The organism is Croceibacterium segetis (assembly GCF_011320115.1).
Lineage (GTDB): Bacteria > Pseudomonadota > Alphaproteobacteria > Sphingomonadales > Sphingomonadaceae > Croceibacterium_B > Croceibacterium_B segetis.
Map to the genome: position 1 here is coordinate 1 of NZ_JAANOZ010000015.1, position 25,596 is coordinate 25,596.

Here is a 25,596-nt window from a genome sequence, read left to right on the forward strand (position 1 = left end):
CCGCCGCCCGCCCCTGCGCTGCGTCCGGACTGACGCCGCGCCGGCCGCGAAGGTCCTCACGTCGAGGCCTCGGACGGGTTCGCCCCGCCCGGGGCCTTCGCACGCCCGGCGATGTTGGATTTTCAGGCGGCGGCGAACGCCTGGGCGAGCGCGGCGCGCATCGGCTTGGGGCGGTAATCGTCGCCGTAAGGTGTACCGCGCACCTCGAGCTTGTCGTCGCGCGCGGCGAAGCCCTGGAGCCAGCTGAACTTGTCGACCATGCCCCAGGCGAGGACGTCGCCGAGCGCGTCGTAATCGAGCATCACGTCGAAGTAACGGCGCGCGAAGTCGGCGATCCGCTCGTCGCGCAGGGCAATGTCGCCGGGCAGCGCCTTGTCCTTGACGTCGAACTCGGTGATCAGCAGCCTGTAGCCCATGCCGACGACCTCATCGAGGAAGCGGCGCCACTCGCTCTCGAGGTAAGGGCCGACGCCGCTCGCCGGGTCGATCGAGAACATCTCGATGTGCGACTGGATGCCGAGCGCATCGACCGGGGTGCCGCGCTTGCGGAAGCCCTCGAGCAGGCGCAGCACGCCGCTGCAGTGGGCGCGCGAGCCCGGCTCCCAGCTCATGAAGTCGTTGTAGACCAGCTGCGCTTGCGGCAGCCGCTCGCGCGCCGTGTGGAACGCCAGGTCGACCAGCGCTTCCGGGCTCCCCAGCGCCCGCGTGACGTTGTTGACCCGGGGCGCGCCGGTCCGCTCGTCGACCGCCTCGTTGATCACGTCGTAGCTCTGAATCACGCCGCGGTAGCGGTCGGTCACGGTATGGATGTGGGTGGTCAGCAGCCGCTCGGCCTCGCGCGCCGGGCGGGCGCCGAAATCGTAGCCGACGAGCCACTTGGGAAAGCGCTCCGGCCGGTCCCAAAACAGGGTATGCCCGCGGACGGCGAGCTTGTTGGCCTGGGCCCAGGCGACGATCGCGTCCATCCGCGCGAAATCGAACTTGTCGGGCGCGGGGCGCGTCGCCTGCCACTTGAGCTCGTTCTCGGGCACGATCACCCCGCTCTCGCCGGCGACGATCGCGGCATAGTCGGGGTTGTCGATCCCGCCGCCGCGCCGCCCGCCGATGGCGCTGCCGAAGCGGCGGCCCTTGCGCGCCGCCAGCGCGTTCAGCGATGGCGACGGGACGACCGGCGCCGCCGCGAACGAGGGTGCTGCAGCCAAAACGAGCGGCGCCGCCGCTATACCGGCCAGGGCACCGCGGCGGGTCAGGTCGAAGCTCATAACGGCGCAGGCTCCATTCGCGGCACCAGGAGGTGGATGACGCCGAACGCCAGCAGGTAGGCGATACCGGCGTAAAGCAGGATGGGCACGTACGAGCCGGTCAGTTGCAGCGTCCAGCCCGTCGCCTGAGCGATGAGGATGCCGCTGACCGCGCCCGCCGCCCCGCCCAGCCCGGCGACGGTCGCCACCGCGCGGCGCGGGTAGAGGTCGGAGATCATCGTGAAGATGTTCGACGAGAACGCCTGGTGCCCGGCGGTGCCGAGCCCGATGAGCAGCACGACGATTGCGGCGTTATCGATGCTCGCCACGCTGACCAGCGGCAGCGCGCACACGGCGGCGAGGAACAGCGTGGTCTTGCGCGCGCGATTGACCGTCCACCCGCGCTTGATGAGGTGCGAGGAGAGCCAGCCCCCGGCGATCGAGCCGATGTCGGCGAGCAGGTAGACCGCGATCAGCGCCGGACCGACGGTCGAGAAGACGCTGCCCTGCCCCTTGGGAAACAGCTCCATGCCCTGGGTCTTGGAAAAGAAGTCGGGCAGCCAGAACAGGAACAGGTACCACACCGGGTCGGTGAAGAACTTGCCGCAGATGAAGTACCACGCCTGCCGCTGGCGCAGCGCCGCGCTCCAGCCGAGCGGCCGGCCGGCGCCGTCCTCGCCGTCCTGGACGATATGCGCCCGCTCCGCCGCGAGGATGTGCGGATGGTCCTCGGGCAGGCGGTACATCCGCAGCCATGCCGCCAGCACCAGCAGCCCGAGCAGGCCGGTGACGAGGAACGCCGCGCGCCAGCCCCACGTCCCCGCGACCATGATCCCGACGATCGGCGTCAGCAGCACGCCGACGTTGGCCCCGGCGTTGAGAATGCCGACGCCGAGCGCGCGCTCCTTGCGCGGGAACCACTCGGCGACCGACTTGACCGCGCCCGGGTAGGCGGCGCTCTCGGAGATGCCCAACGCGGCCCGGGCGAGGATGAAGGCGAGCACGCTGCGCGCCACCGAATGGAACGCCGCCGCCACGCTCCACAGGCCGATGGCCAGGGCCATGCCCTTGCGGGTGCCGACCTTGTCGAGCCAGCGGCCGACGACCAGCAGGCCGATCCCGTAACTCGCCTGGAACGCGGTGACGATATTGCCGTAGTCGACCTCGCTCCAGCGCATGTCCTTCTCGATGATCGGCTTGAGCACCCCGATCACCTGGCGGTCGACGTAGTTGATGGTGATCACGCAGAACAGCAGCGCGCAGATCGACCAGCGGTAGCGCCCAGGGCGCTCGGGGGCGATCGCGGGCGCGGCGCTGCTCACGCGACCACGAACCCGGCGGACTTGAGATTGGCCGAACTGTTGCCGACGTGGACGGCGACCGGTCCGGGCCCGTTCACTTCCTTCATCGCCCGATCGAAATAGGCGAGCTGCGCGGGCGTGATCGTGAAGCGCACCGTCTTGCTCTCGCCCGGCGCCAGCGTGACTCGCTCGAAGCCCTTGAGTTCGAGCACGGGCCGGGTGACCGGCAGCTCGGTGCGAGTGATGTACAGCTGGACGACCTCGTCGCCCGCGCGCTGGCCGGTGTTGGCGACGGTCGCCTCGACTTGCACCGGCTGGTCCGGCGCCACGCGGGAGGCGGAAAGGCGCGGCGCGGAGATGTCGAAGCTGGTGTAACTGAGCCCGTGCCCGAACGGGAACAGCGGCGCCGCGTCCTCGAACAGGTAGCCGCGACGCGAACTCGGCTTGCGGTTGTAGAACAGCGGGACTTGACCGGCGTCGCGCACCACGCTGACCGGCAGCTTGGCCCCGGGATTGACCTTGCCGAGCAGCGCCTCGGCGATCGCCGTGCCGCCTTCCTGCCCGGGGTACCAGCATTCGAGCATGGCGTCGGCCTTGGCGGCGACGTTGGGCCAACTCGGCGGGCGGCCGTTGATCGCGCAGATCACCAGCGGCTTGCCGAGCGCCGCCAGGGCATCGACCAGCGCGTTCTGGTCGCCGACGATGTCGAGGTTGTCGCGGTCGCCGAGGTGGGTCACCGCGAAGCCCTCGCGGCTGGTCTGCTCGGTGTCGCCGATGGCGAGGATCACGGTGTCGGCGGTCCTGGCCACGCTGACCGCCTGGGCGATCAGCTGGCGATTGCGCTCGGCGGGGAACAGCTCGACGTTGTCGACCGAGCGGTCGTCGCTGGTGGTGATGAACACGCCTTGCGCGGTGACGAAATCGGCGTTGGGGGCGACTTGCCGCAGCCCCTCGATCAGCGTCGCCGCCTGCCTGGGCACGCTCGAGTAGCCGCCGAAGCGGGCGATCGCATGGTTCGGCCCGATCACCGCCACCCGCCCCATCCTGGCCGGATCGAGCGGCAGCGTGCCGTTCTTGTTGGTCAGCAGGCACAGCGCCTTGCGCGCCGCCTCGAGCGCCAGTGCGCGCCCGTCGGCGTTGCCGGTGACCGCCTCGGCCTTGTCGGCGTTGCCGTAGGGATCGTCGAACAGGCCCGCGCGCATCTTGAAGGTCAGGACGCGGGCGCAGGCGCGGTCGATCAGCGCCGGGTCGATCTTGCCGGCGGCGACCTGCCCGGCGAGCGTGGCGTAAGCGTCGCCCTCGGGCAGCTCGCTGTCGACGCCCGCGAGCAGCGCCATGCGCGCCGCCTCGGCGTTGTCGGCGGCGACGTGGTGCAGCCCGGCGAGCTGGTCGACCCCGTTGTAGTCGCTCGAGACGAGCCCGTCGAAGCCCCACTCGCCGCGCAGGACCTTGCCGAGCAGCCACACGTTCGAATGGCTCGGCACCCCGTCGATCTCGTTGTAGCTCGGCATTACCGCGCCCACCGACGTGCGCTCGATCACCGCGCGGAACGGCGGGAAGAAGTTTTCGCGCAGCTCGCGCTCGGAGGCTTCGGAGGGCCCGGCGTTGGTGCCGCTGTCGGGCTGGCCGTGGCCGGTAAAGTGCTTGAGCGTGGCGAAGACGTGATTGGCCGGCAGCCGCTCCCACTTGCCCGGCCCCTGCAGCCCCTCGACCGTGGCCACGCCCATCTCGGAGACGAGGTAGGGATCCTCGCCGAAGGTCTCCTCGATCCTCCCCCAGCGCGGATCGCGGACGATGTCGATCACCGGGGAGAGGGTGTAGAACACACCGCGGGCGCGCATTTCGCCGGCGATCAGCCTGTGCACCCGGCGCGTGAGGTCTCGGTCGAAAGTGCCCGCCATGGCGATCGCCTGCGGGAAGCTGGTCGCCTGCGTGGCCATGTAGCCGTGCAGGGATTCCTCGTGGACGAGCACCGGGATGCCGAGCCGGGTGCCCTCGAGCGCCCATTTCTGCAGTGCGTTGATGAACTCGACGGTCTGGCGCGGGGTGCGCCAGCGGTCTGCCGAGCCGCCCGAGGCCTGCCCCACGCCCGGCGTGCCGCGCTTGTCCGACGGGCGGCCGAGCGCGCCGATCCCGTCGGGGAAGTTGACCTTGGCTTTCGTGGCATCGAAATCGAGCCCGCTGAGCATGCCGCCCTTGCCGGCCCAAACGCCGCGCATCTGGGCGATCTTCTCGGCCAGCGTCATTCGCGCAAGCAGGTCGGCGACCCGCGCCGGGATCGGCGCCCTGGCGTCCTTGTAGAGCGGCGCTCCGGCCTTGGCGAAAGCGAGCGGGGCCTGCGCCACCGCCAGCGCGGCGACGCTGCCGCCGCCGAGCAAGCGCAGGGCGCCGCGCCGATTCACGGCGTCACCGTCAGGGTCGTGCTCTTGAGGTCCTGGGAATTGCCGCCGGCCATGATCGTGAACGTGCCCGGCTCGACCACCCGTTTCATTTCGCGGTTCCACAGCGCCAGGCTTTCGGGGCGGATCGCCAGCGCGACCTGCCTGGTCTCGCCCGGCTGCAGCGTGACCCGCTGGAACGCCGCCAGCTCCTTCACCGGCCGCGTGACGCTGCTGACGTCGTCGCGCAAGTAGACCTGCACCACTTCGTCGCCGGGCATCTTGCCGGTGTTGGTCACCGGGACCGTGACGCTGAGGCCCTCGCCGGCCTTGATGCTCCCCGAAGAGAGCACCGGCGCGCCGACGTCGAAGCTGGTGTAGCTCAGGCCGTAACCGAATGGGTAGAGCGGGGTCGCCTCGCTGAACAGGTAGCCGCGGTGCGCGCTCGGCTTGTAGTCGTAGAACATCGGCAGCTGGCCGACATCGCGCGCCACCGTCACCGGCAGCTTGCCGCCGGGGTTGACCCGGCCGAACAGCGCGTCGGCGATGGCGTGGCCCTGTTCCTGCCCGCCGTACCAGGTCTCGAGGATCGCATTCGCCCCGGCGGCGACGGTCGGGTAGCTCGGCGGGCGGCCGTTCACCAGCACCGCGACGACCGGCTTGCCGAGCGCCTTGAGCGCGTTGAACAGGTCGTTCTGCTGGCCCACAAGATCCAGCGCGGCGCGGTCGCCGAGATGGCTCTTGGCCCAGCCTTCGCGGCTGGTCTGCTCGGTGTCGCCGATGAACAGAACGATCGTGTCGGCGGTCTTCGCCGTCTCGACCGCCTGGGCGATCAGCCGGGCGTTCTCGGCCGGATCGCCGAGCTCGACGTTGTCTTCCCACCAGTCGTCGCTCTTGGTGATGACGACGCCCTGGGCGGTGACCACGTTGGCTTTGTCGCCGACCAGCGCCTTGATGCCCTCAAGCGGCGAGACCTTGCTGCGCGGGATGCCGTAATAGCCGCCGAGCCGGGCGACCGCGGCGTTCGGTCCGATCACCGCGATGGTCGGCTTGGCCCCGCCCTTGGGCAGCGCCAGCGGCAAGGTGCCGTCGTTCTTGAGCAGCACGAGCGCTTCGGCCGCCGCCTTGCGGGCAAGCGCCACGCCCTCGGGCCCGCCGGACTTGCGCGCCTCGGAAAGGTCGGCCCACGGGCTTTCGAACAACCCGGCGTTGAACTTCATCGTCAGGATGTGCCCGACCGCGGTGTCGATCGCGCTGATCGGCACTTCGCCCGCCTTCACCGCCTCGGCGAGATGGGCGTAGGCATTGCCGGTCGGCAGGTCGACATCGACCCCGGCCTTGAGCGCCAGCTCGGCGGCGGTCTTCAGGTCGGGGGCGATCTTGTGGATCTCCATCAGGTCGGAGATCGCGTAGTAATCGCTGACCACCGCGCCCTTGTAGCCCCACTCGCCGCGCAGCACGTCGTGCAGCAGCCACACGTTGGAATGGCTCGGGACGCCATCGATTTCGTTGTAGCTCGCCATCACCGCATCGATGCCGGTGCGCTTCACCACCTGCTCGAACGGCGGGAAGAAGAACTCGCGCAGCGTCCGCTCGCCGATCGGCGCCGGGCCGGTGTTGGTGCCGCTCTCGGGCTGGCCGTGGCCGGTCATGTGCTTGAGCGTGGCGAAGACCTTGCCCGGCGCGAGCTTGTGGCCGGTACCGACGCCCTGCAGCCCCTCGACCGCCGCGACGCCGAGCTCGCCGACGAGGTAGGGATCCTCGCCGAACGTCTCCTCGATGCGGCCCCAGCGCGGGTCGCGGGCGACGTCGACCACCGGCGAAAGCACTTGCTGCACCCCGCGCGGGCGAATTTCGCCGGCGATCTGGGCGTTGACGGTGCGCAGCAGGTCGGGGTCCCAGGTCGAGGCGAGGCCGATCGCCTGGGGATAGGCGGTCCCGTCGCGGCCAGGGTTGATGCCGTGGAGCGCTTCCTCGTGGAACAGGATCGGGATGCCCAGGCGGGTCTTCTCGCGCGCCCACTTCTGCGCCGCGTTGACGTAGGCGACGCTGTCCTCGATCGTGCGCGGCGGCTCGGTCCGCGGGCTCCCGGGCCCGTGCTTGTCGGACGGGCGCGAGATCGTGCCGATGCCGTCGGGGTGGGTCTGCGAGGCCTTGGCCGGATCGAAGCTGTAGTCGGCGCGCTGGACTTCGGCCTTGTTGTCCCACAGCGCGGTGATCTGGGCGATCTTCTCCTCCAGCGTCATCCGCGCGAGGAGGTCGGCAACCCGCTGCTCGGTCGGCAGGGAAGCGTTCCAATAGGGCGCGGTGGCCATCGGTTTGGCCGCCGCGGCAGGCGCCGATTGCGCCTCAGCCTGGCTGGCGAGCGCCCCCGAAAGCGCCGTTAGAGCGATTCCGGCGGCCAGCGCGGCGGCCTTGAAGCGACCCGTCATTCAAACTCTCCCCACCCGCCGCATCTTGACTGTACGGCCCTTCGTGATAGCGCTACCATGATTATGGGGAGAGGGCTTGTCAATCGCCTCTTGGCGCTCATCGCGGCCTGCGCCGCGCTGGCCGTGGCGAGCGCGGCGCAGGCCGAGGACGGATATCGGCTCTGGCTGCGCTATGCGCCGCTCGAGGGCGAAGCGCTCGCCCGGGTTCGAGCGCTGCCGCTGGTGGTCCATGCCGATCAGGATCCGACGGTCGCCCTCGCCGGCGAGGAGCTGGTGCACGGCCTGGCTAAGCTGCGCGGTGAAGAGCGGCGGCCGGGCGTCGTGATAACCGCCTCGCGCCTGGCGCGGCCGCTGCCGCCCGGTTCGCTGTCGTTCGAGTGCCGAGACTCCGCGGTTCCGCCCGGCGGAGCCTTCGCGATAAAACCGGCGGACGGCGGCCTGCGCATTTCCGCGGGCGAGCCGATCGGCTGCCTTTACGGCGCGTTCGCCCTCTTGCGCGAGCTGTCGCTCGGCCGCAATCCGGCAAAGATCGACCTCGACGAGCGCCCCGCCATGCCGCTGCGCCTGCTCGACCACTGGGACGATCCGAACGGCTATGTCCTGCGCGGCTATTCGGGCCGCTCGATCTTCGACTGGTGGAAGCTGCCCGAGCACCTCGACCAGCGGCTGGTCGACTATGCCCGCGCCGACGCCTCGATCGGCATCAACGGCGCGGTGGTCAACAGCGTCAACGCCAGCCCGCTGTTCCTGACCGACCGCTACATCCCCAAGCTGAGGCGCATCGCCGACGCCTGGCGGCCCTATGGCATCCGCCTGTACATTTGCGCCCGCTTCTCGGCGCCGAAGGACGTCGGCGGGCTGCCGACGGCCGACCCGCTCGACCCGGCGGTGCAGGCCTGGTGGAAGGCCCGCGCCGACGCGCTCTACGCGGCGATTCCCGACTTCGGCGGGTTCCTCGTCAAGGCCAACTCCGAAGGCGAGCCGGGGCCGCAGGACTACCACCGCACCCACGCCGAGGGCGCCAACACCCTCGCCCGCGCGGTCGGCAGCCGCGGCGTGGTGATCTGGCGCGCCTTCGTCTACTCGGCCGAGGACCAGACCGACCGGGCCAAGCAGGCCTACAACGAGTTCGTGCCGCTCGACGGCCAGTTCGAGCCCAACGTCATCCTGCAGGTCAAGAACGGACCGGTAGACTTCCAGCCGCGCGAGCCGTTCCATCCGCTGTTCGGGGCGATGCCGCACACCCGGTTGATGTTCGAAGGGCAGATCACCAAGGAATACCTCGGCCAGGCGACCCACCTCGCCTATCTCGCGCCGTACTGGAAAGAAGTGCTCGACGCCCAGACCGGCCGCGGCGGGACGGTTGCCCAGGTGATCGCCCCGGCGGGCATGGCCGGGGTCGCCAACACCGGTTCGGACCGCAACTGGTCGGGCTCGCACTTCAACCAGGCCAACTGGTACGCGTTCGGCCGGCTGGCCTGGGACCCCACCCTGTCGAGCGCGCAGATCGCCCGCGAATGGGCGATGCAGACTTTCAGCCGCGAACGCGGGTTCATCGGCAAGGTCGTGCCGATGATGATCGCCAGCCGCGAGGCGGTCGCCGAATACATGACCCCGCTCGGCCTCACGCACCAGATGGCCACCGGCCACCACTACGGCCCCGGCCCGTGGATCTGCAACCTCAAGCGGCCCGAGTGGAACCCGTGTTATTACAGCCGCGCCGACAAGGGCGGGATCGGCTTCGACCGCACCGCCAGCGGCAGCAACGCGCTGGCGCAATACGCGCCCTCCGTCGCCGCGCAGTGGGCCGATCCCAGGACCATCGACGAGGATTACCTGCTGTGGTTCCACCACGTGCCGTGGGACTTCCGCACCCCGTCCGGCCGGCCGCTGTGGGGCGAGCTGGTCTACCGCTACGACCGCGGCGTCGCCACGGTCGACGAGATGGCGGCGACCTGGGCTTCGCTTGCGCCTTACGTCGATCCCGAGCGCTTCGCCGACACCGCCGATTTCCTGCGCATCCAGAGCCGGGAAGCCCGTTGGTGGCGCGATGCCTCGATCGCCTATTGGCAGTCCATCAACGGCTTGCCGCTGCCGGCCGGCACCCGCCCGCCCGAGCATTCGCTCGACTATTACAAAGCCCTCAGCTTCCCTGAGGCACCGGGGGAATGAAATGCTCCTAAAAAAACCTTTGTCCGTCCCGGACGCAGCCCTAAGAGCCTCGCGATGAGCACCGCGAGGACCGACACCGCCACGCGCCGGACCGGCCGCCACAAGGGCGCGCCGACGATCTCCGACGTCGCGCGCGTCGCCAACTGCTCGCCGATGACGGTGAGCCGGGTGATCAACGGCGAGCGCAGCGTGCGCGAGCAGACCCGCCAGGCGGTGCTCGAGGCGATCCGCGAGCTCAACTACCAGCCCAACCGCGCGGCGCGACGCCTCGCCGGGACGGACCAGGCGCGCATCGCGCTGCTCTATTCGAACCCCTCGGCCTCATACCTCAGCGAGCTGCTGATGGGCGGCCTCGAGCAGGCGAGCCTCAGCGACGTTCACCTGGTGGTCGAGCGCTGCGAGTTCGAGAAGGACGAGTTCGCCGTCGTCCGCCGGCTGACCGAGAGCGGTATCGAAGGCTTCCTGCTGCCCTCCCCGCTGTGCGACGAGCAGCCGCTGCTCGATTTGCTCACCGAGATGGGCGTCAGCGCCGTGGCGATCGGCTCGGGCATCGGCCCTGACCATCACTCGGCGGTGATGATCGACGAGTACCAGGCGGCCTACGACATGACCGAGCATATCATCCGGCTCGGTCACAAGAAGGTCGGCTTCATCATCGGCAACCCGCACCAGACCGCCAGCGCGCTGCGCCTCGAAGGCTTCCAGGCGGCAATGGCCGCGCACGGGCTCGAGGTTCCGCCAAGCTACCTCGCGCAAGGGCTGTTCAGCTACCGCTCGGGCCTCGACGCGGCGATGCGCCTGCTCAACCAGCCCGACCCGCCGAGCGCGATCTTCGCCTCGAACGACGACATGGCCGCGGCGACCGTCGCGGTCGCCCACCGGCTGCACCTCGACGTACCGGTCGACGTCTCGGTGTGCGGCTTCGACGATACCGCCATCGCCAGCACGATCTGGCCCGAGCTGACCACCATCCGCCAGCCGATCGGCGAGATGTCGCGCAAGGCGATCGACCTGCTCAGCACCGAGCTCAAGCAGAAGCGCGGCGGCGGCCGGCCCGAACCGACCACCATCACGCTCGGGTACGAACTGATCCGCCGCCAATCCGACGCCGCACCGACCCTCGCCAAGCGCTCCGTCCGCGGAAAGAGCTGAGCGTGGCGCAAGGGCCTGAAAAGCGCCGGCTGCGCAGCCGCGACTGGTTCGACAACGCCGAGCGGTGGGACCAGACCGCGCTCTATCTCGAGCGCTTCATGAACTACGGCGTCACGCCCGAGGAGCTGCGCAGCGGCAAGCCGGTGATCGGCATAGCCCAGTCGGGCAGCGACCTCGTCCCGTGCAACCGCATCCACGTCGAGCTGGCCGAGCGGACCAAGGCCGGCATCCGCGACGCGGGCGGGATCCCGATGGAATTCCCGGTCCACCCGATTTTCGAGAACTGCCGCCGTCCGACCGCCGCGCTCGACCGCAACCTGCTCTACCTCGGTTTGGTCGAAATCCTCACCGGCTACCCGCTCGACGGCGTGGTGCTGACCACCGGCTGCGACAAGACCACGCCGAGCCAGATCATGGCCGCGGCGACGGTCGACATTCCGGCGATCGTTCTCTCCGGCGGGCCCATGCTCGACGGCCATCACGAAGGCGAGCTGGTCGGCTCGGGCACGGTGATCTGGAAGAGCCGCCGCAAGCTTGCCGCGGGCGAGATCGATGAGGCCGAGTTCCTTCGCCGCGCGCTCGACAGCGCGCCGTCGGCGGGACACTGCAACACGATGGGCACCGCGAGCACGATGAACGCGGTGGCCGAGGCGCTCGGTCTGTCGCTGACCGGCTGCGCGGCGGTCCCGGCGCCGTACAAGGAGCGCGGGCAGTTCGCCTATCGCACCGGGCGGCGGATCGTCGAAATGGTCCACGAGGACTTGCGCCCGAGCAAGATCATCACCCGCGAGGCTGTGCTCAACGCGGTCGCCACGATCACCGCCATCGGCGGTTCGTCGAACGCCCAGCCGCACCTCGTCGCCATCGCCCGCCACGCCGGGATCGAGCTGACTCCCGACGACTGGCAGCACGGCTACGCGCTGCCGCTGCTGGTCAACATGCAACCCGCCGGCGAATACCTTGGCGAGCGCTTCCACCGCGCCGGCGGCGTACCGGCGGCGATGTGGGAGCTGCTCGGGGCCGGCAAGATCGACGGGCAGTGCCTGACCTGCACTGGAAAGACCCTCGCCGAGAACCTCGCCGGGCGCGAAAGCGACGACCGCGAGATGATCCGCCCCTTCGCCGACCCGCTGCAGGACAAGGCCGGCTTCCTGGTCCTTGCCGGCAACCTGTTCGACTTCGCGATCCTCAAGACCTCAGTGATCTCCGACGACTTCCGCCAGCGCTACCTCTGCCGCCCGGGGCACGAGAACGTGTTCGAGGCGCGGGCGATCGTGTTCGACGGCGGCGACGATTATCACGCGCGGATCAACGATCCTTCGCTCCAGATCGACGAGAACTGCATCCTGGTGATGCGCGGCGCCGGTGTGATCGGCTGGCCGGGCAGCGCCGAGGTGGTCAACATGCAGCCGCCCGATGCGCTGCTCCAGCGCGGAATCGAATGGCTGCCCACCCTCGGCGATGGCCGCCAGTCGGGCACCAGCGACAGCCCCTCGATCCTCAACGCCAGCCCCGAAAGCGCCGCCGGCGGCGGCCTCGCCTGGCTGCGCACCGGCGACACGATCCGCGTCGACCTCAACGCCCGCACCTGCGACGCGCTGGTCGACGAAGCCGAGATCGCCCGCCGCAAGGCGGAGGACCCCGCCCCGCCGATCCCCGAATCGCGCACGCCCTGGGAAGAGCTCTACCGCGAGAAGACCGGCCAGCTCGGCGAAGGCGGCGTGATGGACTTCGCGCTCAAGTACCGCGGCACGGCGAACAAGCCGCCGCGCCACAACCACTGAGGCCGCCAACCCGCCCGGCAGGCAACGACTTGGGACAAGCCAAGCGCCGCATTACAGTCTCGACCCAGCGTGGATGTACCGATTCGTTGCGGTACGATGCGAGGCGAGGCGGGCTTTGACAGATCGACCGGAAACCAGTGCGCTCGCAGGATCGGGACCGATACGTCCTGGCGGTGTCGGCGTTCGCGAGGTTCTTGGTTTCCCGATCGCGTCGAGCTCGCCCACTGCCGATGTCCGGGCGCTTCTGTTGGGCACCCGGATCGACACCCGCCACCTGCCTCGTTTCGTCGAGCCCGGCGACCTGCAGCTGTCGGGGACCGGCGCCGCCTTCGTCTTCCGTTACGGGGTGCTGGTGCTTTTCGGAGCTTCGGCGGAACTGGAAGCAGAGTTGGTCGCGGAACTGATGGAACATGTCATCGAGCCGGCCTCCTCCCCCGAGCTGGAGACCGCCTCGATCGAGATTCGCGCGGGCGGCGACGAGAACGTCAGCGCCAACGGTCATATCCGCCTGCGCGAAGCCACGCCCGAGCGGTTGTTGCTGACCGCGACGGTCCTCGCGCGCAGCGTCGTGCTGGCGCGCGACGAAAGCCGCATCGCCGAAGTGTTCGACCGCCTCGAGCCGCTGGTGAACGACCTTCGCACGAATGGCCGCGCGCGGCTGCCGATCAAGCGGGTCATGCAGCATATCGGCGGCGTCCTCGCCACGCGGCACCGCGTCGTCGGGCGCGCGCAAATAGGCGAAAAGCCGGACCTGCTATGGGACCATCCCGAGCTCGACCGACTTTACGGCCGCCTCGAAGCCGAGTTCGAGCTGGGCGACCGCGCCCGCGCGATCGAACGCAAGCTCGAAGTGATCGGCGATGCGGCCGACGTGCTGCTCAACCTGGTGATGGACAAGCGATCCTTCCGGCTCGAAGTGGCCGTCGTCGCGTTGATCGCCTTCGAGGTCGTCGTCAGCCTGCTCGCGTTCGGGTATTGAGCGCCCTCCGTCAGGCAGGCTGGCGCTTCAGATCGCGGAAGCCCACCAGCAGGCGGCGCTGCTCATCCCACAGCGCCAGGCGCCAGCATCGCAGGCTTTCACGCAGCGTTATCCGTTTGACGAAGCGATCCAGTTCGGGCGCGGCGTCGTGACAGGCCTGCAGGCGATAATTCGGAACCCGGCTGCACAAGTGATGCACGTGGTGCAGGCCGATGCTGCCGCTGAACCACTGGAGGAGGGGCGGAAGCTTGAAGTAGGAGCTGCCGCTAAGCGCGGCGGCGTGAAAGCTCCAGTCGCGCTCCGCTTCCCAATAGGCGCCGTCGAACTGGTGCTGGACGTAGAACAGCCAGTTGCCGATCCACGAGGCGATGATCATCACCGGCAGGTAGGTCACGAGGACCGGAACCACCCCGATCACCAGCATCGGCAGCCCGAAGACGACGACCAGCGCGGCGTTGAGCCAGAGGATGCTGCGGCGCGCGTCGCGGTCACGGAACTGCCGCCCCAGCGGCAATCTCTGCAGCACGATGAAGTTTATCGGCGCGCCCAGCAGAACCATCACGAAGGGGTTGCGGTAGAGCCGATAGCCCAGCCTCCGGAGCGGGGTGAGCGCCTCGTATTCGGCAACCGTCAGGGTCTCGACATCCCCGCGGCCCCGCCGGTCGAGATTGCCGGTGGTCGCGTGGTGCGCCGCATGGCCCTGTTTCCAGCTGCCGTAGGGCGTGAGCGTGAGCACGCAGAGCGCGCGGCCGAGGAAATCGTTGGCGGCACGCGACTTGAAGAACGAGCCGTGGCCGCAATCGTGCTGGATGATGAACAGGCGAACGAGCAGCCCGGCCGTCGGAATCGACAGCAGAAGCGTCAGCCAATAGCTGCCGCGCGATGCCTCGGCCATGACCCCGAGCAGCGCGATGAACGGCAAGCCGGTCGTTATCAGCTGAAAGAGGCTTCGCTTGAGATCGGCGCCATAGGCTTTGAATCGCCGCGACAGGTGCCCGCCGAGGATTTCGCTCTCGGAGAACGAGAGGCATTCGGTAGAAGTTGACGTCAATGAATGCCTGCCTTCGGTTCCCCCGGCGCATGGCGCGCCGCGGACATCGCCGGAAGTGCGGTCCGATCGCTCGGCGGCGCTTCTCTTTGGGGCGGGAAAAGATGGGCAGCGCGGCGTTTGCGGCGCTTGCGTCCACCCTCATTACCTCAAGCTTCGATGCCATTCCGAAATGGCCGCGCGGCGGGCAGATTACAAGGGACGGACCGGGATCAGGAGAAGGATTCGGCCGAAATCCGCAGCGTGAGGGTGGCCGAGCAGCCGGGCGGGAGGATGGTCATGGCCTCGGGCGCGCGGTTCGGGGCGTCGGGGGTGTGACCGACCGGTTCGAGGCATAAGGCGCTGCCGTCGGCGGGGGCGTAGACATGGAGGTGCGGGGCGCCACTGGCGGTGATCGCGATGGTGCCGAGATCGTCCTCGATCGTCGCCTCGCCGCTCCACCCGGCGAAGCAGTGATCGACCGTTTCGGGCGGCAGCGCCGCGCCGTGGCGGAAGTCGGCGAAATGGTCCGCCGGGGCGGTGACGCCGGTCGGCAGGCACTCGGGATCGCTCAGAAGGACATGGTCGGCGGCGAAGCGCACGCGGGCGCCCTCGCGGCGGCGGAAGTACGGGTGCAGGCCGATCCCCGCGGGCATCGCGGTGTCGCCCCGGTTCGTCAGCACCAGCGTAATCGCGCAGCCCTTGTCGCCGAGCCGCACGCGCTGCTCGGCGCGATAGCCCCACGGCCAGGCGCCCAAGCCGTCGTAATCGTCGACGATCACGCATTTGCCTTCGACCGCGCTTTCGACCCGCCACTCCCGCTGCCAGGCGAGGCCGTGGATGCTGTGGCGCTCGGGCGCGAAGTTCGGCGGCAGGACGATCTCGCGCCCGGCGAAGGTGAAGCGCCCGTCGCGGATGCGGTTGCAATACGGCACGAGCGGGAAACAGGCGGCTTCGAGCGGGTGGGTTACGCCTTGCGGCATCGTCCGCAGCACTTCGGTGCCATCGAGCGTCAACGATGCCAGCACGCCGCCGACCTCGGGCCGCAGCTCGGCCTGCCATGGGCCCGCGCTGAGCGTCAGGCTCACTGCGTTATCGGCAGCTCGAAGCCGGGCACCGGCAGGGCGCGGGCGTCGTAGAGGTTGACCACCGGGCTATCGATCCAGGCATAGCGCACGCGCGTCGCCGGCTGGCCGTCGTCGACGATGCTCAGAGTGTCGCCCATTGCGGTCGCCGCGGCGTAGCGGCAGCTCTCTTGCGTCGCGCCGCACAGCTCGACGCCGATGGCGTGGCCGCTGCTCCAGGTGTGCAGGCCGCCTTCGATGCCGGAGAAGCTCACGACCACCGCGCCGCCCTGGCGCCTGGCCGAAACCGGCAGCGGCAGCGCCTTGCCCTCGGCGCCCATGGCCATGCGCAGGCCGACGCGGAGTTTGTCGAGCGGGTGGAGGTTGTCGTTCTCGCCGATGTCGAGCGTCGGGATCAGCGCGGCGTTCCTGTCCGCGGCGACGGCCTTGAATTCCTCGTTGCGAATCTCGGCCCAGCCCGAAGCGGTCGGGTGCTCGGTGGTCGGGCCCCAGTTCGGGAGCTGGATCACCAGCATCCTGAGGCCGGACCCGAATTGCTCGCGCCAGCCGGCGATGAGCTCGCGCAGGCGATCGGCATAGCCGGGGATGCCGACGTCGCTTTCGCCCTGGTACCAGCCGGCGCCAGTGAGGGCGAAGTGGCCGAAGGGAGAGATCATCTTGTTGTGCATCACGCCGATCCCGGCGATCCCGTCCCACGGCGCGCGCGGCGGGTAGTCGGTGACCTTGGAGATCGAATAGCGCCAGCCTTCGCCGAGGGGTATGCTCGCGCCATTGGCGAGGTCGAACGACAGGCGGTCGGGTTTGCTCTCCATCCCGCCGGCGCCGTAGCTGTTGGTGACCAGCACCATGACCTCGTTGGCGCCCGCCTTCAGGTAGCTCGCGGGGATGCGGTAGTGCCGCTCGTCGCTCCAGCTCGAGGTGTTGCCGACGGGGTGGCCGTTGACGAAGGTCATGTCGATGTCGTCGACCAGCCCGATGTTGAGCGTGCCGCCGGCCTTGGCCTGCTGCGGCGTGAGCGTGATCGTGCGGCGCATCCACACGTTGCCGTTGCCGTTCGTCGCCAGCGGCGTGCCCTTCCATTCGCCCCAGGCCGATATCTGCGGCACCGGCTGCCAGTCGAGCGCGTCGGGATTGTCCCACGGCGCCTGATGGGCGTGATCGGTCCACCACTTCTCCCACTCCGGGCCGAAAGCGGTGACCGCGGCGAGCGGGTCCTTCTGGTACTGGACGAGCTGCGCCATCGCCGCGGCGCCATAGAGCTTGGCGCCCCCCTCGGGATTGAGCCAGGCGCGTATCTGCGAGCCGCCCCAGTTCGAATGGATCGCGCCGATCGGGACCTTGAGGTCCTTCCTCAGCTGCCGCGCCATGAAGTAGCAGGCGCCGGAGAAGTCCTTCACGCTGTCGAGCGCAGCTGGCGCCCAGGCGACCTTGCCGCCGAAATCCTTCTGCGGGGTGAGCGCGCTGACTTTGGGGATCATCAGCAGGCGGAGGCTGTCGTCCTTCGAGTTCTGCGCCGCCAGCGGACCGCCGGCCGAGGACCACGTCGAGAATTCCATGTTCGACTGCCCGCCGCACAGCCAGACGTCGCCGACGAGGAGGTCGGAGACGGTGGTCGAGCTGGCGTCGGCGCCGTTCACCGTGAGGGCGACCGGTTCGCTCGAGGCGGGCCGCGCCGGGAAAGTCAGCGCGAACGACCCGTCCTTCGCCGCCGTGGCGCTGGCGCTCGCGCCCCCCAGCGTGCCGGTGAGCTTCTCGCCCGGCTTGGCGGTTCCCTCCACCACCACCGGCCGGTCGCGCTGGATTACCGCGTGATCGGTCCACACCGGGCTTAGCGTGGGCGCAGCGAGCGCCGTGGAAGCGGACAGGAATGCGGCGAGTGCGACCCCGGCTTTGATCACGATAGCTTGACCCTCGTCCCGGCGAAGCCCGCCACCGGGGCTTCGAACGCCAGCAGGCTACCCGCCAGCGGCTGCGCGGCAAGCTTTTCCGCGCTGAGGCCTGCCCTCGCGCTGGTGACGTAGACCGTCTTGAGGTCGTCGCCGCCGAAGCACAGCTTGGTCAGATTCGAGGTCGGCATCGCCACCGTGGCGTCGAGCTTGCCGTCGGGCGCGAAGCGGGCGATTCGGTCGCCGACGTAGAGCCCGGTCCACAGGAAGCCTTCGGCATCGAAGACCGGGCCGTCGGGATAGGCGCCGGGAAAATGCGCCTTGGTGTCGACGAACAGGCTGACCGGTCCCAGGCTGCCGTCGTCGCGGATTTCCGCGGCGAGGATCTTCTGGCCGAGCGTGTCGGTGAAAACGATCCGCTTGCCGTCAGGGCTCACCGCCGGGCCGTTGGTGATCGAGACATGGTCGGGGCCCGCGGGCGTGACCTGGCCCTTGTCGAAGACGTAAAAGCGCCCGGTGTCGGCCTTCTCGCCATCGTCCATCGTGCCGAGCCAGACGCGGCCGCGGGTGTCGGTGCAGGCGTCGTTGTTGCGGTTGCTGGCCGGTTCGCCGGGCACGTCGCGCAGGCGGGTGAAGGTCTGGTGCTCGGGATCGAAGGTCCACAGCCCTTCCTTGAGCCCGCAAAGCAGACGGCCGTCTTCGGCGGGCAGCGCCCAGCCGATCTGGTCGGGGGCCACGGCGCGGGCATTGCTGCCGGTCGCCGGGTCGTAATGCCACAAGTGGTGCTTCTTGATGTCGACGAACCACACGACCTTGCGCCGGGCATCCCACAGCGCCCCTTCACCGAGCGTGCACTCGGTGTGAAGCACCTCGCGAACCTGAGCTTTCATCTCCATCCGGCATCGACCCAATAGTTGTGCGCGGTGCAGAAGCGCGCGTCGTCGCTCGCCAGGAACATCACCATCGCGGCGATGTCGGCCGGCTGGATGCGCCCTTCGAGGCATTGCTGGGCGACGATCTCGGCCTCGCCCTCGGGCGTGTACCACTGCATCTGCCGCGGCGTCTGCACGTTGCCCGGGATCACCGCGTTGACGCGGATACCGCAGCGCCCCCACTCGCGCGCCAGGCTGCGGGTGAGGCCCTCGATCGCCGCCTTGGCGGTCTGGTATAGCGTCAGGTCGGGCAGCCCGAGGTGCCAGCTGATCGAGCCCAGGTTGACGATCGAGCCGCCGCCGGCCGCCTTCATCGCCGGCAACACCGCCTTGGCGGCGAAGAACTGGTGCTTGAGATTGACCGCCATCCGCTCGTCCCAATAGGCCGGGGTCACTTCCTCGACCTGGTGGCGATCGTCGTTGGCGGCGTTGTTGACCAGCACGTCGCAGCCGCCGAGCTTGTCGACGATCTTGGCGATCTTGGCGCCGTAGTCGGCGCAGTCGCGGATGTCGCAATGGACGAACAGCGGCGCGATCGCCGCATCGGCGAGCCGGGCGACGAGCGCCTCGCTGGCGTCGTCCTGGACGTCGACGAAGGCAACCGCCGCGCCCTGGCGGGCAAATGCCTCGACGATTCCCTCGCCGATCCCCGTACCGCCACCGCTGACGATGACGCGCTTGCCGGCGAGGCTCGGATAGACCGCCCCCTGGCCCACCGGCCTGATGATTCCCTCCGCCAAAGCCCTCAATCCCCTGTGTAAACTGTCTTGATCTGGGTGTAGAATTCGACCGCCGCGAAGCCCTGCTCGCGCGGCCCGTAGCTCGATCCGCGGGTACCGCCGAACGGCACGTGGTAATCGACCCCCGCCGTCGGCAGGTTGACCATCACCATCCCGGCGCGGACGTTCTTGCGGAAATCGCGGATCAGCTTGGCGTTGTTCGAAACGATCCCGGCCGAAAGCCCGAACTCGCCGCGATTGGCGAACTTGAGCGCCTCGGCGTAGTCCTTGGCCCGCACGGTCGAGACGACCGGTCCGAACACTTCCTCGCAATTGATGCGCATGCTCGGATCGGTGTCGGCGATCACCGTCGGCTGCATGAAGTAGCCCGGGGTATCGAGCGACAGCTTGTCCCCGCCCGCGGCCAGCCGCCCGCCTTCGCCGGTGGCGATGCCGACGTAGCTCATGTTCTGCTCGAACTGGCTCTCGCTGGATGCCGGGCCGACTTGCGTGCCCTCGGCGAGCGCCGGGCCGACCTTGAGACCCTTGGCCCGCTCGGCCAGTGCGGCGACGAACTTGTCGTGGATCGCGTCCTCGACGATCACCCGGCTCGAGGCTGTGCAGCGCTGGCCGGTTTGGAAGAAGCCGCCGTCGGCGGCGATCGCCACCGCCTTGTCGAGGTCGGCGTCGGCGAGCACCACCAGCGGGTTCTTGCCGCCCATCTCGAGCTGCACCCGCGCCTGGCGCGCGACCGCGCTGTTGGCGACCTGCGAACCGACGCCTTGCGAGCCGGTGAAGCTGATCGCCGCGACGTCCTTGTGATCGACGATCGCCTGGCCGACGCGGCCGCGCCCGAGCACGAGGTTGAACACGCCGGGCGGCATCCCGGCGTCGTGGAGGACCTGCGTCAGAGCCGCGGCGACAGCCGAAGTGATATTGGCCGGCTTGAGCACCACGGTGTTGCCGAACGCCAGCGCCGGGGCGGCCTTCCACGCGGGAATCGCGATTGGGAAGTTCCACGGCGTGATCAGCCCGACGACGCCGAGCGCCTCGCGGTAGGTCGCGACATCGAGGCCCGGGCGGGTGGATTCGAGCGTCTGGCCGTGGCGCCGCAGCGCCTCGCCGGCGAAGTAGAGCAGGATGCGCGCGGCGCGCAGCGTCTCGCCGACACCCTCGGCGCGGGTCTTGCCTTCCTCGCGGGCGAGCAGCTCGCCGATCTCGCCCGAGCGGGCGAACAGCGCCTCGCCCGCCTTGCGCAGCACGTCCGAGCGCACCTCGGGCGAGGCGTTCGCCCAGCCCGGCTGCGCGTCCTTCGCCGCGGCGACCGCATGGGCCACTTCCGCCTCGCCGCCGTCGGGGAAACGGGCGACGACTTCGTCGGTATCCGACGGGTTGCGGCTTTCGAGCGCGCCGTCCGCGCCGGTCCATTCGCCGCCGATGTAATGCCCGAGAATCTGCGTATCCATTTTGCGTCCCTAAATCCTGTCTGCCAGCCCGCGCGAAGCGAGGTTGCGCATGAAAGCGCCGATGCCGAGCTCCCAGCGTGGCGCATCGCGGCTGGTCGTCACGGTGTTGGTGAGCCGCCCGAGCCGGCGCGACGAGATCGTCACCCGGTCGCCAATCTTGTGGGTGAAGCCGCCGCCGGGCGTGTCGCGGTCCTGCGTCGGCGCGAACAGCGTGCCGCAGAACAGCACGAAACCGTCGGGATAGTGATGCTCGGACAAGGTCTGCGCCACCAGGTCGAGCGGGTCGCGGCTAATCTGGCCCATGTCGTTGCTGCCTTCGAGGCGGTAGCCCTCGGGCCCGTCGATAGTCAGGTCGACGTTGGCCTGGCGCACGTCGTCGATGGTGAAGTGGCCGTCGAACAGGCGGATGAAGGGCCCGATCGCGCAACTCGCGGTGTTGTCCTTGGCCTTCGACAGCAGCAGTGCCGAGCGGCCTTCGAAATCGCGCAAGTTGACGTCGTTGCCGAGCGTCGCTCCGAGCACTTGCCCACGCGGATCGACCGCCAGCACGACCTCGGGTTCGGGGTTGTTCCACGCCGAATCCGAGCGCACGCCGATCTCGGCGCCCGCGCCGACGGTGGAGAGCACCGGCGACTTGGAGAACACTTCGGCATCGGGCCCAATCGCCACCTCGAGGTACTGCGACCACATGCCTTCGTCGATCAGCGCCTGCTTGAGCTCGGCCGCCTCGGCGCTCCCCGGCACCACCGCGCGGATGCCGGCGCCGACCTTGGCTTCGAGCGCGCCGCGAATCTCGGCCGCCTTGCCGGCATCGCCGCGCGCGCGTTCCTCGATCACCCGCTCGATCGCCGAGAGCGCGAAAGTGACTCCACAGGCCTTGATGCATTGCAAGTCGGCCGGGGAAAGGAGGCTCCAGCCCTCAGGCAAGCCTTGCTCCACCGGCCCAAGGTCGCGCCCGCCCGAGAAATGCTTGCGGTCGATCGCGCCGGCGACCGTCGCGACCTCGTCGGTCAGGTCGAACAATCGCCCGCCGCGCAGCGCGATGACGCACGGCCCGGCCGGCGAGAGCGCGCGGCCGATGAAGGTCCCGGACGCAAAGTCCGACGGCAGAATGTCGTGCAGCGTTTCGGCCACAGCCGCTTATTGCCCTCTCCGTTGATAGCGCTACCATATGGGCGAGGATGAACGAGAGAGCAAGTCCGTTCATCCCCTATGGGAGGATTTCGTATGCGCGAAACACTGGCCGCCGCCGGAGCATTCCTGGCTTTTGTTTCAGCGCCTTGCGCCGCGGCGCCGACGGCGCACTTCGCCGAGCTGACCTACGTTGCGCAGCATGTTCCGCCGACGCCGGCGGGGAGCTACCGCAACCCGGTGCTGCCGGGCTTCCAGCCCGACCCTTCGATCATCCGCGTCGGGGACGACTTCTACCTCGTCAACTCGACCTTCGCGTGGTTTCCGGGCATCCCGGTCTACCACAGCCGCGACCTCGTCCACTGGCGGCAGATCGGCAACGCGATCGACCGGCCGGGGATGCTCGACCTCGCCGGGCTCGGCACCAGCCGCGGCGTCTTCGCGCCGGCGATCACCCGGCACGAGGGCACGTTCTACATCCTCAACACCTGCGTCGATTGCGGCGGCAATTTCCTGGGCACGGCAACCAACCCAGCGGGTCCGTGGTCGGACCCGGTATGGCTCGATTTCGACGGCATCGACTGTTCGCTGTTCGTCGACGAGGATGGCAGTGCGTGGATCGTCAACAACGGTTCGCCGCCTGAAACGCCGCGCTACGACGGACATCGGGCGATCTGGATCCAGCAGTTCGACCTGAAGACGCTCAAGCTGTTTGGGCCCCGCAAGGTGCTGGTCGACGGCGGGGTGCACCCGGAGGACAGGCCGGTCTGGGCCGAAGGGCCGCACGTGTTCACGAAGGACGGCTGGTACTACCTGATGGCCGCCGAGGGCGGCACGGCGGAGAATCATTCCGAGACGATCTACCGCTCGCGCCGGCCCGACGGGCCGTACGAGGCCGGGCCGATCAACCCGATCCTGACCCAGCGCAACCTGCCGCCCGGCCGCTCGGACCGCGTCGAGGCGACCGGCCATGCCGACCTGGTGCAGCTCGCCGACGGCAGCTGGTGGGGCGTGTTCCTGGCGACGCGGCCATTCGCCGGGCAATCGACCCTGCTCGGTCGCGAGACCTTCCTGCTGCCGGTAAGCTGGCAGGACGGCTGGCCGCTGTTCCTCTCCCCGGGCGAGCCGGTGCCGCTGGTGGCCAGGCGTCCCGCCCTGCCCGCCTCGCCGGGCGACGCATGGGACAAGTGGACCGACGACTTCAGCGAGCGCGCGCTCTCCGCCGAATGGCTGCGCATCCGCAATCCCGGCGCGGTGCAGGACCACGCGCTCGAAGGCGGCGATCTCGCGCTGGTCCCCGGCGCCGATCCTGCGGGCAGCCTCGGCACGCCCGCCTTCTGGGGCAAGCGCCTGCGCCATCCGGCGGCGACCGTCTCGACCACCGTCGCCTTCGCGCCCGACAAGCCGGGCGACTTCGCCGGGCTGCTGGCGTTCATGGACGAGGCGCACTTCCTCGCCTTCGGGATCGAGGGCCAGCAGATCGTCGCTCACCGGCGCACCGATGCGACGCAGGACGAGCGCGGCGAAGTGGTCGCCAGCGCGCCGCGCGGCGTGACCGGCCCGCTCGAACTGCGTGTGGCCATCGACGGCGGCCACGCGGCGCTGAGCTGGCGCAAGCCGGGCGGCCGCTGGCAGGTGCTGTCGGCGAAAGTCGACGTCGAGCCGCTCGCCACGGTCCATGCCGGGCTGTTCACCGGACTGGTGATCGGGCCTTACGCACTGGCGGGCCGCTAGGGCACCTTGAACACGTAGACCGGGCCGATATCGACCACCTGCGGCGCTTCGGCGAAGTGCAGCGCGATCTCCGCCTTGCCCTCGGGAATCGCCTGGGTGGCGGTGGTATTCAGGCGGATCAGCTGCCAGTTTGGCCCGACAGCGACGAGATGGTCGGCGAAGCCCTCGTGCGGAGGGTCGCTGCTCTGCACACGCACTCCGACCAGCGCCTTGCCGTCGGCTGTGCTGGCGCTGACGGTCTTGGCGGCGACCGCGATCAGCAGCTTGTCGCCGACGGCTATGCCCTCGCGCAGCTGGATCGCGGTACCGACGTCCCAGCGGTTCTGGCCCTTCTGGGTGACGGTGAAGCGGGTCGCCTTGCCCAGCCAGATGGTCTTGTCGTCGAGTTCGGCGATGGAGCCTGCGGGTCCGGAATTGCCCCAGCCGCGCACGTCGGGGCGGTCGATCAGGCGCCCGGCGTCCTTGAGCGGTGGCGGCAGATCGACCGATTCCTTGAGCGCGGCGATCGCCGCATCGGCCTGGCGCGACGGATCGGCCGCGCCGGCGATTGCCGAGGCGCCCTTGACCACGATCGCCTGGCCGATCTGGATCGTCTGCTTGGCTCCGGCGAGCTGCAGCGCGACGACGGCGACCTCCTTGGCGATATTGATGTTCGAGATGCCGCTGGCCTCGTGCCACTCCCATTCTGACCCGACCTTGACCGCCGCGTCGCCGAAGCCGGGCCACGGGTCGGAGTTCTGCTGGAAGCGGACGTTGACCACGCCTTTGCCGTCAGTCGTGTCGGCGGACAGCGCGCGGGCGTAGAAGCCGATCGTCACGGTGTCCCCCTTGGCGATGGTGCTCAGCAGCGGGACGAAGGCCTGGATGGTGTACGGCTTGGGGTCCGCCTTGCGGATCTCGAACTGCACCGCCGCTCCGCCGCCGGGAATCGCCGGGTCGGTCACGCCTTTCGACTTGAAGCCGAGCCCCTGGGTCTTCCAGTCGAGGCTCGACGGATCGTTGATCAGCGTGCCCGGCAGCTTGGCGTCGAGCGCCTGCAACTCGGGGCTGAGGTCCTGCGCCGACCCGACGCTCGCCAATGCCAAGGCGCCCGCGGCGATCCCCGCCATCGCGGCTTTTCCGATCATCGCAACGCCTCCCTTTCGCTTCGCGCTCAATTCTCAGGCAGACCGGAGGCCGCGCGCATCCCCGGCAGCCAGCGCCTGGCCTCGTGGTCGTAGTACGGGAAGGTGTTGGTGTAGGCCCAGCCGCAGATGCCCACGCCGAGCGGGGCGAAAGCATCGTGCACCGCCCGGGTGTATTGCACGCGCTGCTCAAGCGGGATGTGAGCGTCGTAGGCCCCGGTCTCGCCCATGAACGGGACCAGCCCGGTGCGGGCGATGTAGATCCTGATCTTGGCGGTGTCGGTCACCAGCCGCTGGGCGTCCTCGGCGCTGCCGTAGACGCGGCCCAGTTTCGGCGGCGCCGGCTTGACCCAGCCGGCGCCCTGGTGAGTGAAGTCGAACGGCTCGTAATAGTGGAACGTCGGATAGACGTTTGGATCGCCGGGCAGTTCGAGCGTTGCCAGCGAATCGATCCCTGACCAGTTGTCGCCGCCGATCACCACCGGCCGGTCGGGATTGCTCGCCCGGATCATCTTGAGCGCGGGGGCGAGGGTTTCGCCGAGGATCGCGTTGGTCAGCTTCTCGTGCGGCTCGTTTTCGATCTCGAACCACAGGGTCTTCGTCGGCCGGTTCGCGAAGTGCACCGCGACCTGTTGCCAGATCGCCGCCAGCTTGGCGCTGTTGGCCGCCGGATCGTCGTCGAGCGCGTTGAAGTGATGATCGTTGAGTATGACGTGCAGGTCGGCCGCGAGCGCCTGGTCGACGACCGTGGTGACGCGCTTCATCCACTTGGGATCGATCGCGTAATCGGGCCCGCCGCCGGTCTTGTCCGACCAGCGCACCGGAATGCGCACGGTGGTGAACCCGGCGGCGCGGATGCGCTTGAAGTCGCTCGCCTCGATCGCCACGCCGCCGTGCGCGGTCTCGGCTTGGGCTTCGAGCTGGTTGCCCATGTTGATGCACGCGCCGACCGGCAGCGAGCGCGGCGCGTCGGCCGCCGGGGCGGTTGAGGCCAACGTCAGCGACGCGGCCGCCGCGAGCAAGATCGAACGATTCATGGCATTATCCCTTGGT

18 protein-coding genes are annotated in these 25,596 nt (G+C 69.2%); 5 read left to right on the top strand and 13 right to left on the bottom strand.

Going from position 1 to position 25,596, the window contains the following annotated elements; genetic code table 11:
• Nucleotides 1–122: 122 nt before the first annotated feature.
• The 4 genes from G7B69_RS14075 to G7B69_RS14090 are packed head-to-tail and all read right to left on the bottom strand — an operon-like array spanning nt 123 to nt 7,352.
• The gene (locus G7B69_RS14075; protein WP_166180386.1) at nt 123–1,262 is read right to left on the bottom strand and encodes an endo-1,4-beta-xylanase; all 1,140 of its coding nucleotides are present in this window, start codon (nt 1,260–1,262) and stop codon (nt 123–125) included.
• Nucleotides 1,259–2,563: an MFS transporter gene (locus G7B69_RS14080; RefSeq protein WP_166180388.1), complete on the bottom strand. Its 1,305-nt coding sequence runs from the start codon at nt 2,561–2,563 to the stop codon at nt 1,259–1,261. Before G7B69_RS14080 ends, G7B69_RS14075 begins: the two co-directional genes overlap by 4 nt.
• Entirely contained in the window at nt 2,560–4,944 is a 2,385-nt protein-coding gene (locus tag G7B69_RS14085) for a glycoside hydrolase family 3 N-terminal domain-containing protein (protein WP_423717953.1), read from the bottom strand. Before G7B69_RS14085 ends, G7B69_RS14080 begins: the two co-directional genes overlap by 4 nt.
• Complete coding sequence (locus G7B69_RS14090) at nt 4,941–7,352, bottom strand: glycoside hydrolase family 3 N-terminal domain-containing protein (protein ID WP_166180390.1); 2,412 nt, start codon at nt 7,350–7,352, stop codon at nt 4,941–4,943. Before G7B69_RS14090 ends, G7B69_RS14085 begins: the two co-directional genes overlap by 4 nt.
• A 63-nt stretch (nt 7,353–7,415) precedes the next feature.
• On the opposite strand from G7B69_RS14090, the gene G7B69_RS14095 reads away from it, so the two are divergent.
• The 4 genes from G7B69_RS14095 to G7B69_RS14110 all read left to right on the top strand — a co-directional run bounded on the left by G7B69_RS14095 (nt 7,416) and on the right by G7B69_RS14110 (nt 13,439).
• Nucleotides 7,416–9,524, top strand: coding sequence for an alpha-glucuronidase (locus G7B69_RS14095; protein ID WP_423717954.1), 2,109 nt, complete (start codon nt 7,416–7,418; stop codon nt 9,522–9,524).
• A 54-nt stretch (nt 9,525–9,578) separates the two neighbouring features.
• On the top strand, nt 9,579–10,676 hold the full coding sequence (locus tag G7B69_RS14100; protein WP_166180394.1) for a LacI family DNA-binding transcriptional regulator: 1,098 nt from the start codon (nt 9,579–9,581) through the stop codon (nt 10,674–10,676).
• A complete protein-coding gene (locus G7B69_RS14105) occupies nt 10,673–12,460 on the top strand; it encodes an IlvD/Edd family dehydratase (RefSeq protein WP_423717955.1) in 1,788 nt (595 codons plus the stop codon). The genes G7B69_RS14100 and G7B69_RS14105 overlap by 4 nt, the downstream gene beginning before the upstream one ends.
• Nucleotides 12,461–12,707: 247 nt before the next feature.
• Nucleotides 12,708–13,439, top strand: coding sequence for an RMD1 family protein (locus tag G7B69_RS14110; RefSeq protein WP_243415191.1), 732 nt, complete (start codon nt 12,708–12,710; stop codon nt 13,437–13,439).
• A gap of 10 nt (nt 13,440–13,449) precedes the next feature.
• Here the strand turns inward: G7B69_RS14110 and G7B69_RS14115 are convergent, their stop codons facing one another.
• The 7 genes from G7B69_RS14115 to G7B69_RS14145 form a co-directional block, all read right to left on the bottom strand.
• A complete protein-coding gene (locus tag G7B69_RS14115) occupies nt 13,450–14,490 on the bottom strand; it encodes a fatty acid desaturase (RefSeq protein WP_166180400.1) in 1,041 nt (346 codons plus the stop codon).
• A 209-nt stretch (nt 14,491–14,699) separates the two neighbouring features.
• Nucleotides 14,700–15,554, bottom strand: coding sequence for an aldose 1-epimerase (locus G7B69_RS14120; protein WP_166180402.1), 855 nt, complete (start codon nt 15,552–15,554; stop codon nt 14,700–14,702).
• Nucleotides 15,551–17,449 carry a sialate O-acetylesterase gene (locus G7B69_RS14125; RefSeq protein ID WP_243415192.1) on the bottom strand — a complete coding sequence of 633 codons (1,899 nt, stop codon included), beginning with the start codon at nt 17,447–17,449 and terminating at the stop codon, nt 15,551–15,553. Before G7B69_RS14125 ends, G7B69_RS14120 begins: the two co-directional genes overlap by 4 nt.
• A complete protein-coding gene (locus tag G7B69_RS14130) occupies nt 17,446–18,327 on the bottom strand; it encodes an SMP-30/gluconolactonase/LRE family protein (RefSeq protein ID WP_166180404.1) in 882 nt (293 codons plus the stop codon). The genes G7B69_RS14125 and G7B69_RS14130 overlap by 4 nt, the downstream gene beginning before the upstream one ends.
• A complete protein-coding gene (gene xylB / locus G7B69_RS14135) occupies nt 18,324–19,109 on the bottom strand; it encodes a D-xylose 1-dehydrogenase (protein WP_243415193.1) in 786 nt (261 codons plus the stop codon). The genes G7B69_RS14130 and xylB overlap by 4 nt, the downstream gene beginning before the upstream one ends.
• Before the next feature lie 5 nt (nt 19,110–19,114).
• Nucleotides 19,115–20,554: an aldehyde dehydrogenase family protein gene (locus G7B69_RS14140; protein WP_166180406.1), complete on the bottom strand. Its 1,440-nt coding sequence runs from the start codon at nt 20,552–20,554 to the stop codon at nt 19,115–19,117.
• 9 nt (nt 20,555–20,563) lie between these two features.
• Entirely contained in the window at nt 20,564–21,688 is a 1,125-nt protein-coding gene (locus G7B69_RS14145; RefSeq protein ID WP_166180408.1) for a fumarylacetoacetate hydrolase family protein, read from the bottom strand.
• Between the two features lie 93 nt (nt 21,689–21,781).
• On the opposite strand from G7B69_RS14145, the gene G7B69_RS14150 reads away from it, so the two are divergent.
• Nucleotides 21,782–23,419 carry a glycoside hydrolase family 43 protein gene (locus G7B69_RS14150; protein ID WP_166180410.1) on the top strand — a complete coding sequence of 546 codons (1,638 nt, stop codon included), beginning with the start codon at nt 21,782–21,784 and terminating at the stop codon, nt 23,417–23,419.
• Here G7B69_RS14150 and G7B69_RS14155 read toward each other — a convergent pair.
• Both G7B69_RS14155 and G7B69_RS14160 read right to left on the bottom strand, forming a co-directional pair.
• Complete coding sequence (locus tag G7B69_RS14155; RefSeq protein ID WP_166180412.1) at nt 23,416–24,546, bottom strand: hypothetical protein; 1,131 nt, start codon at nt 24,544–24,546, stop codon at nt 23,416–23,418. The genes G7B69_RS14150 and G7B69_RS14155 overlap by 4 nt on opposite strands.
• Nucleotides 24,547–24,572: 26 nt before the next feature.
• On the bottom strand, nt 24,573–25,580 hold the full coding sequence (locus tag G7B69_RS14160) for a glycoside hydrolase family 5 protein (RefSeq protein ID WP_166180414.1): 1,008 nt from the start codon (nt 25,578–25,580) through the stop codon (nt 24,573–24,575).
• Nucleotides 25,581–25,596 lie beyond the last annotated feature (16 nt).

Bases quoted from the DNA above. Each gene is read 5' to 3' on its own strand.
- G7B69_RS14075 (WP_166180386.1), bottom strand. From the start codon at position 1,262: ATGAGCTTCGACCTGACCCGCCGCGGTGCCCTGGCCGGTATAGCGGCG.
- G7B69_RS14090 (WP_166180390.1), bottom strand. From the start codon at position 7,352: ATGACGGGTCGCTTCAAGGCCGCCGCGCTGGCCGCCGGAATCGCTCTA.
- G7B69_RS14095 (WP_423717954.1), top strand. From the start codon at position 7,416: ATGGGGAGAGGGCTTGTCAATCGCCTCTTGGCGCTCATCGCGGCCTGC.
- G7B69_RS14100 (WP_166180394.1), top strand. From the start codon at position 9,579: ATGAGCACCGCGAGGACCGACACCGCCACGCGCCGGACCGGCCGCCAC.
- G7B69_RS14130 (WP_166180404.1), bottom strand. From the start codon at position 18,327: ATGAAAGCTCAGGTTCGCGAGGTGCTTCACACCGAGTGCACGCTCGGT.
- G7B69_RS14140 (WP_166180406.1), bottom strand. From the start codon at position 20,554: ATGGATACGCAGATTCTCGGGCATTACATCGGCGGCGAATGGACCGGC.
- G7B69_RS14150 (WP_166180410.1), top strand. From the start codon at position 21,782: ATGCGCGAAACACTGGCCGCCGCCGGAGCATTCCTGGCTTTTGTTTCA.
- G7B69_RS14155 (WP_166180412.1), bottom strand. From the start codon at position 24,546: ATGATCGGAAAAGCCGCGATGGCGGGGATCGCCGCGGGCGCCTTGGCA.
- G7B69_RS14160 (WP_166180414.1), bottom strand. From the start codon at position 25,580: ATGAATCGTTCGATCTTGCTCGCGGCGGCCGCGTCGCTGACGTTGGCC.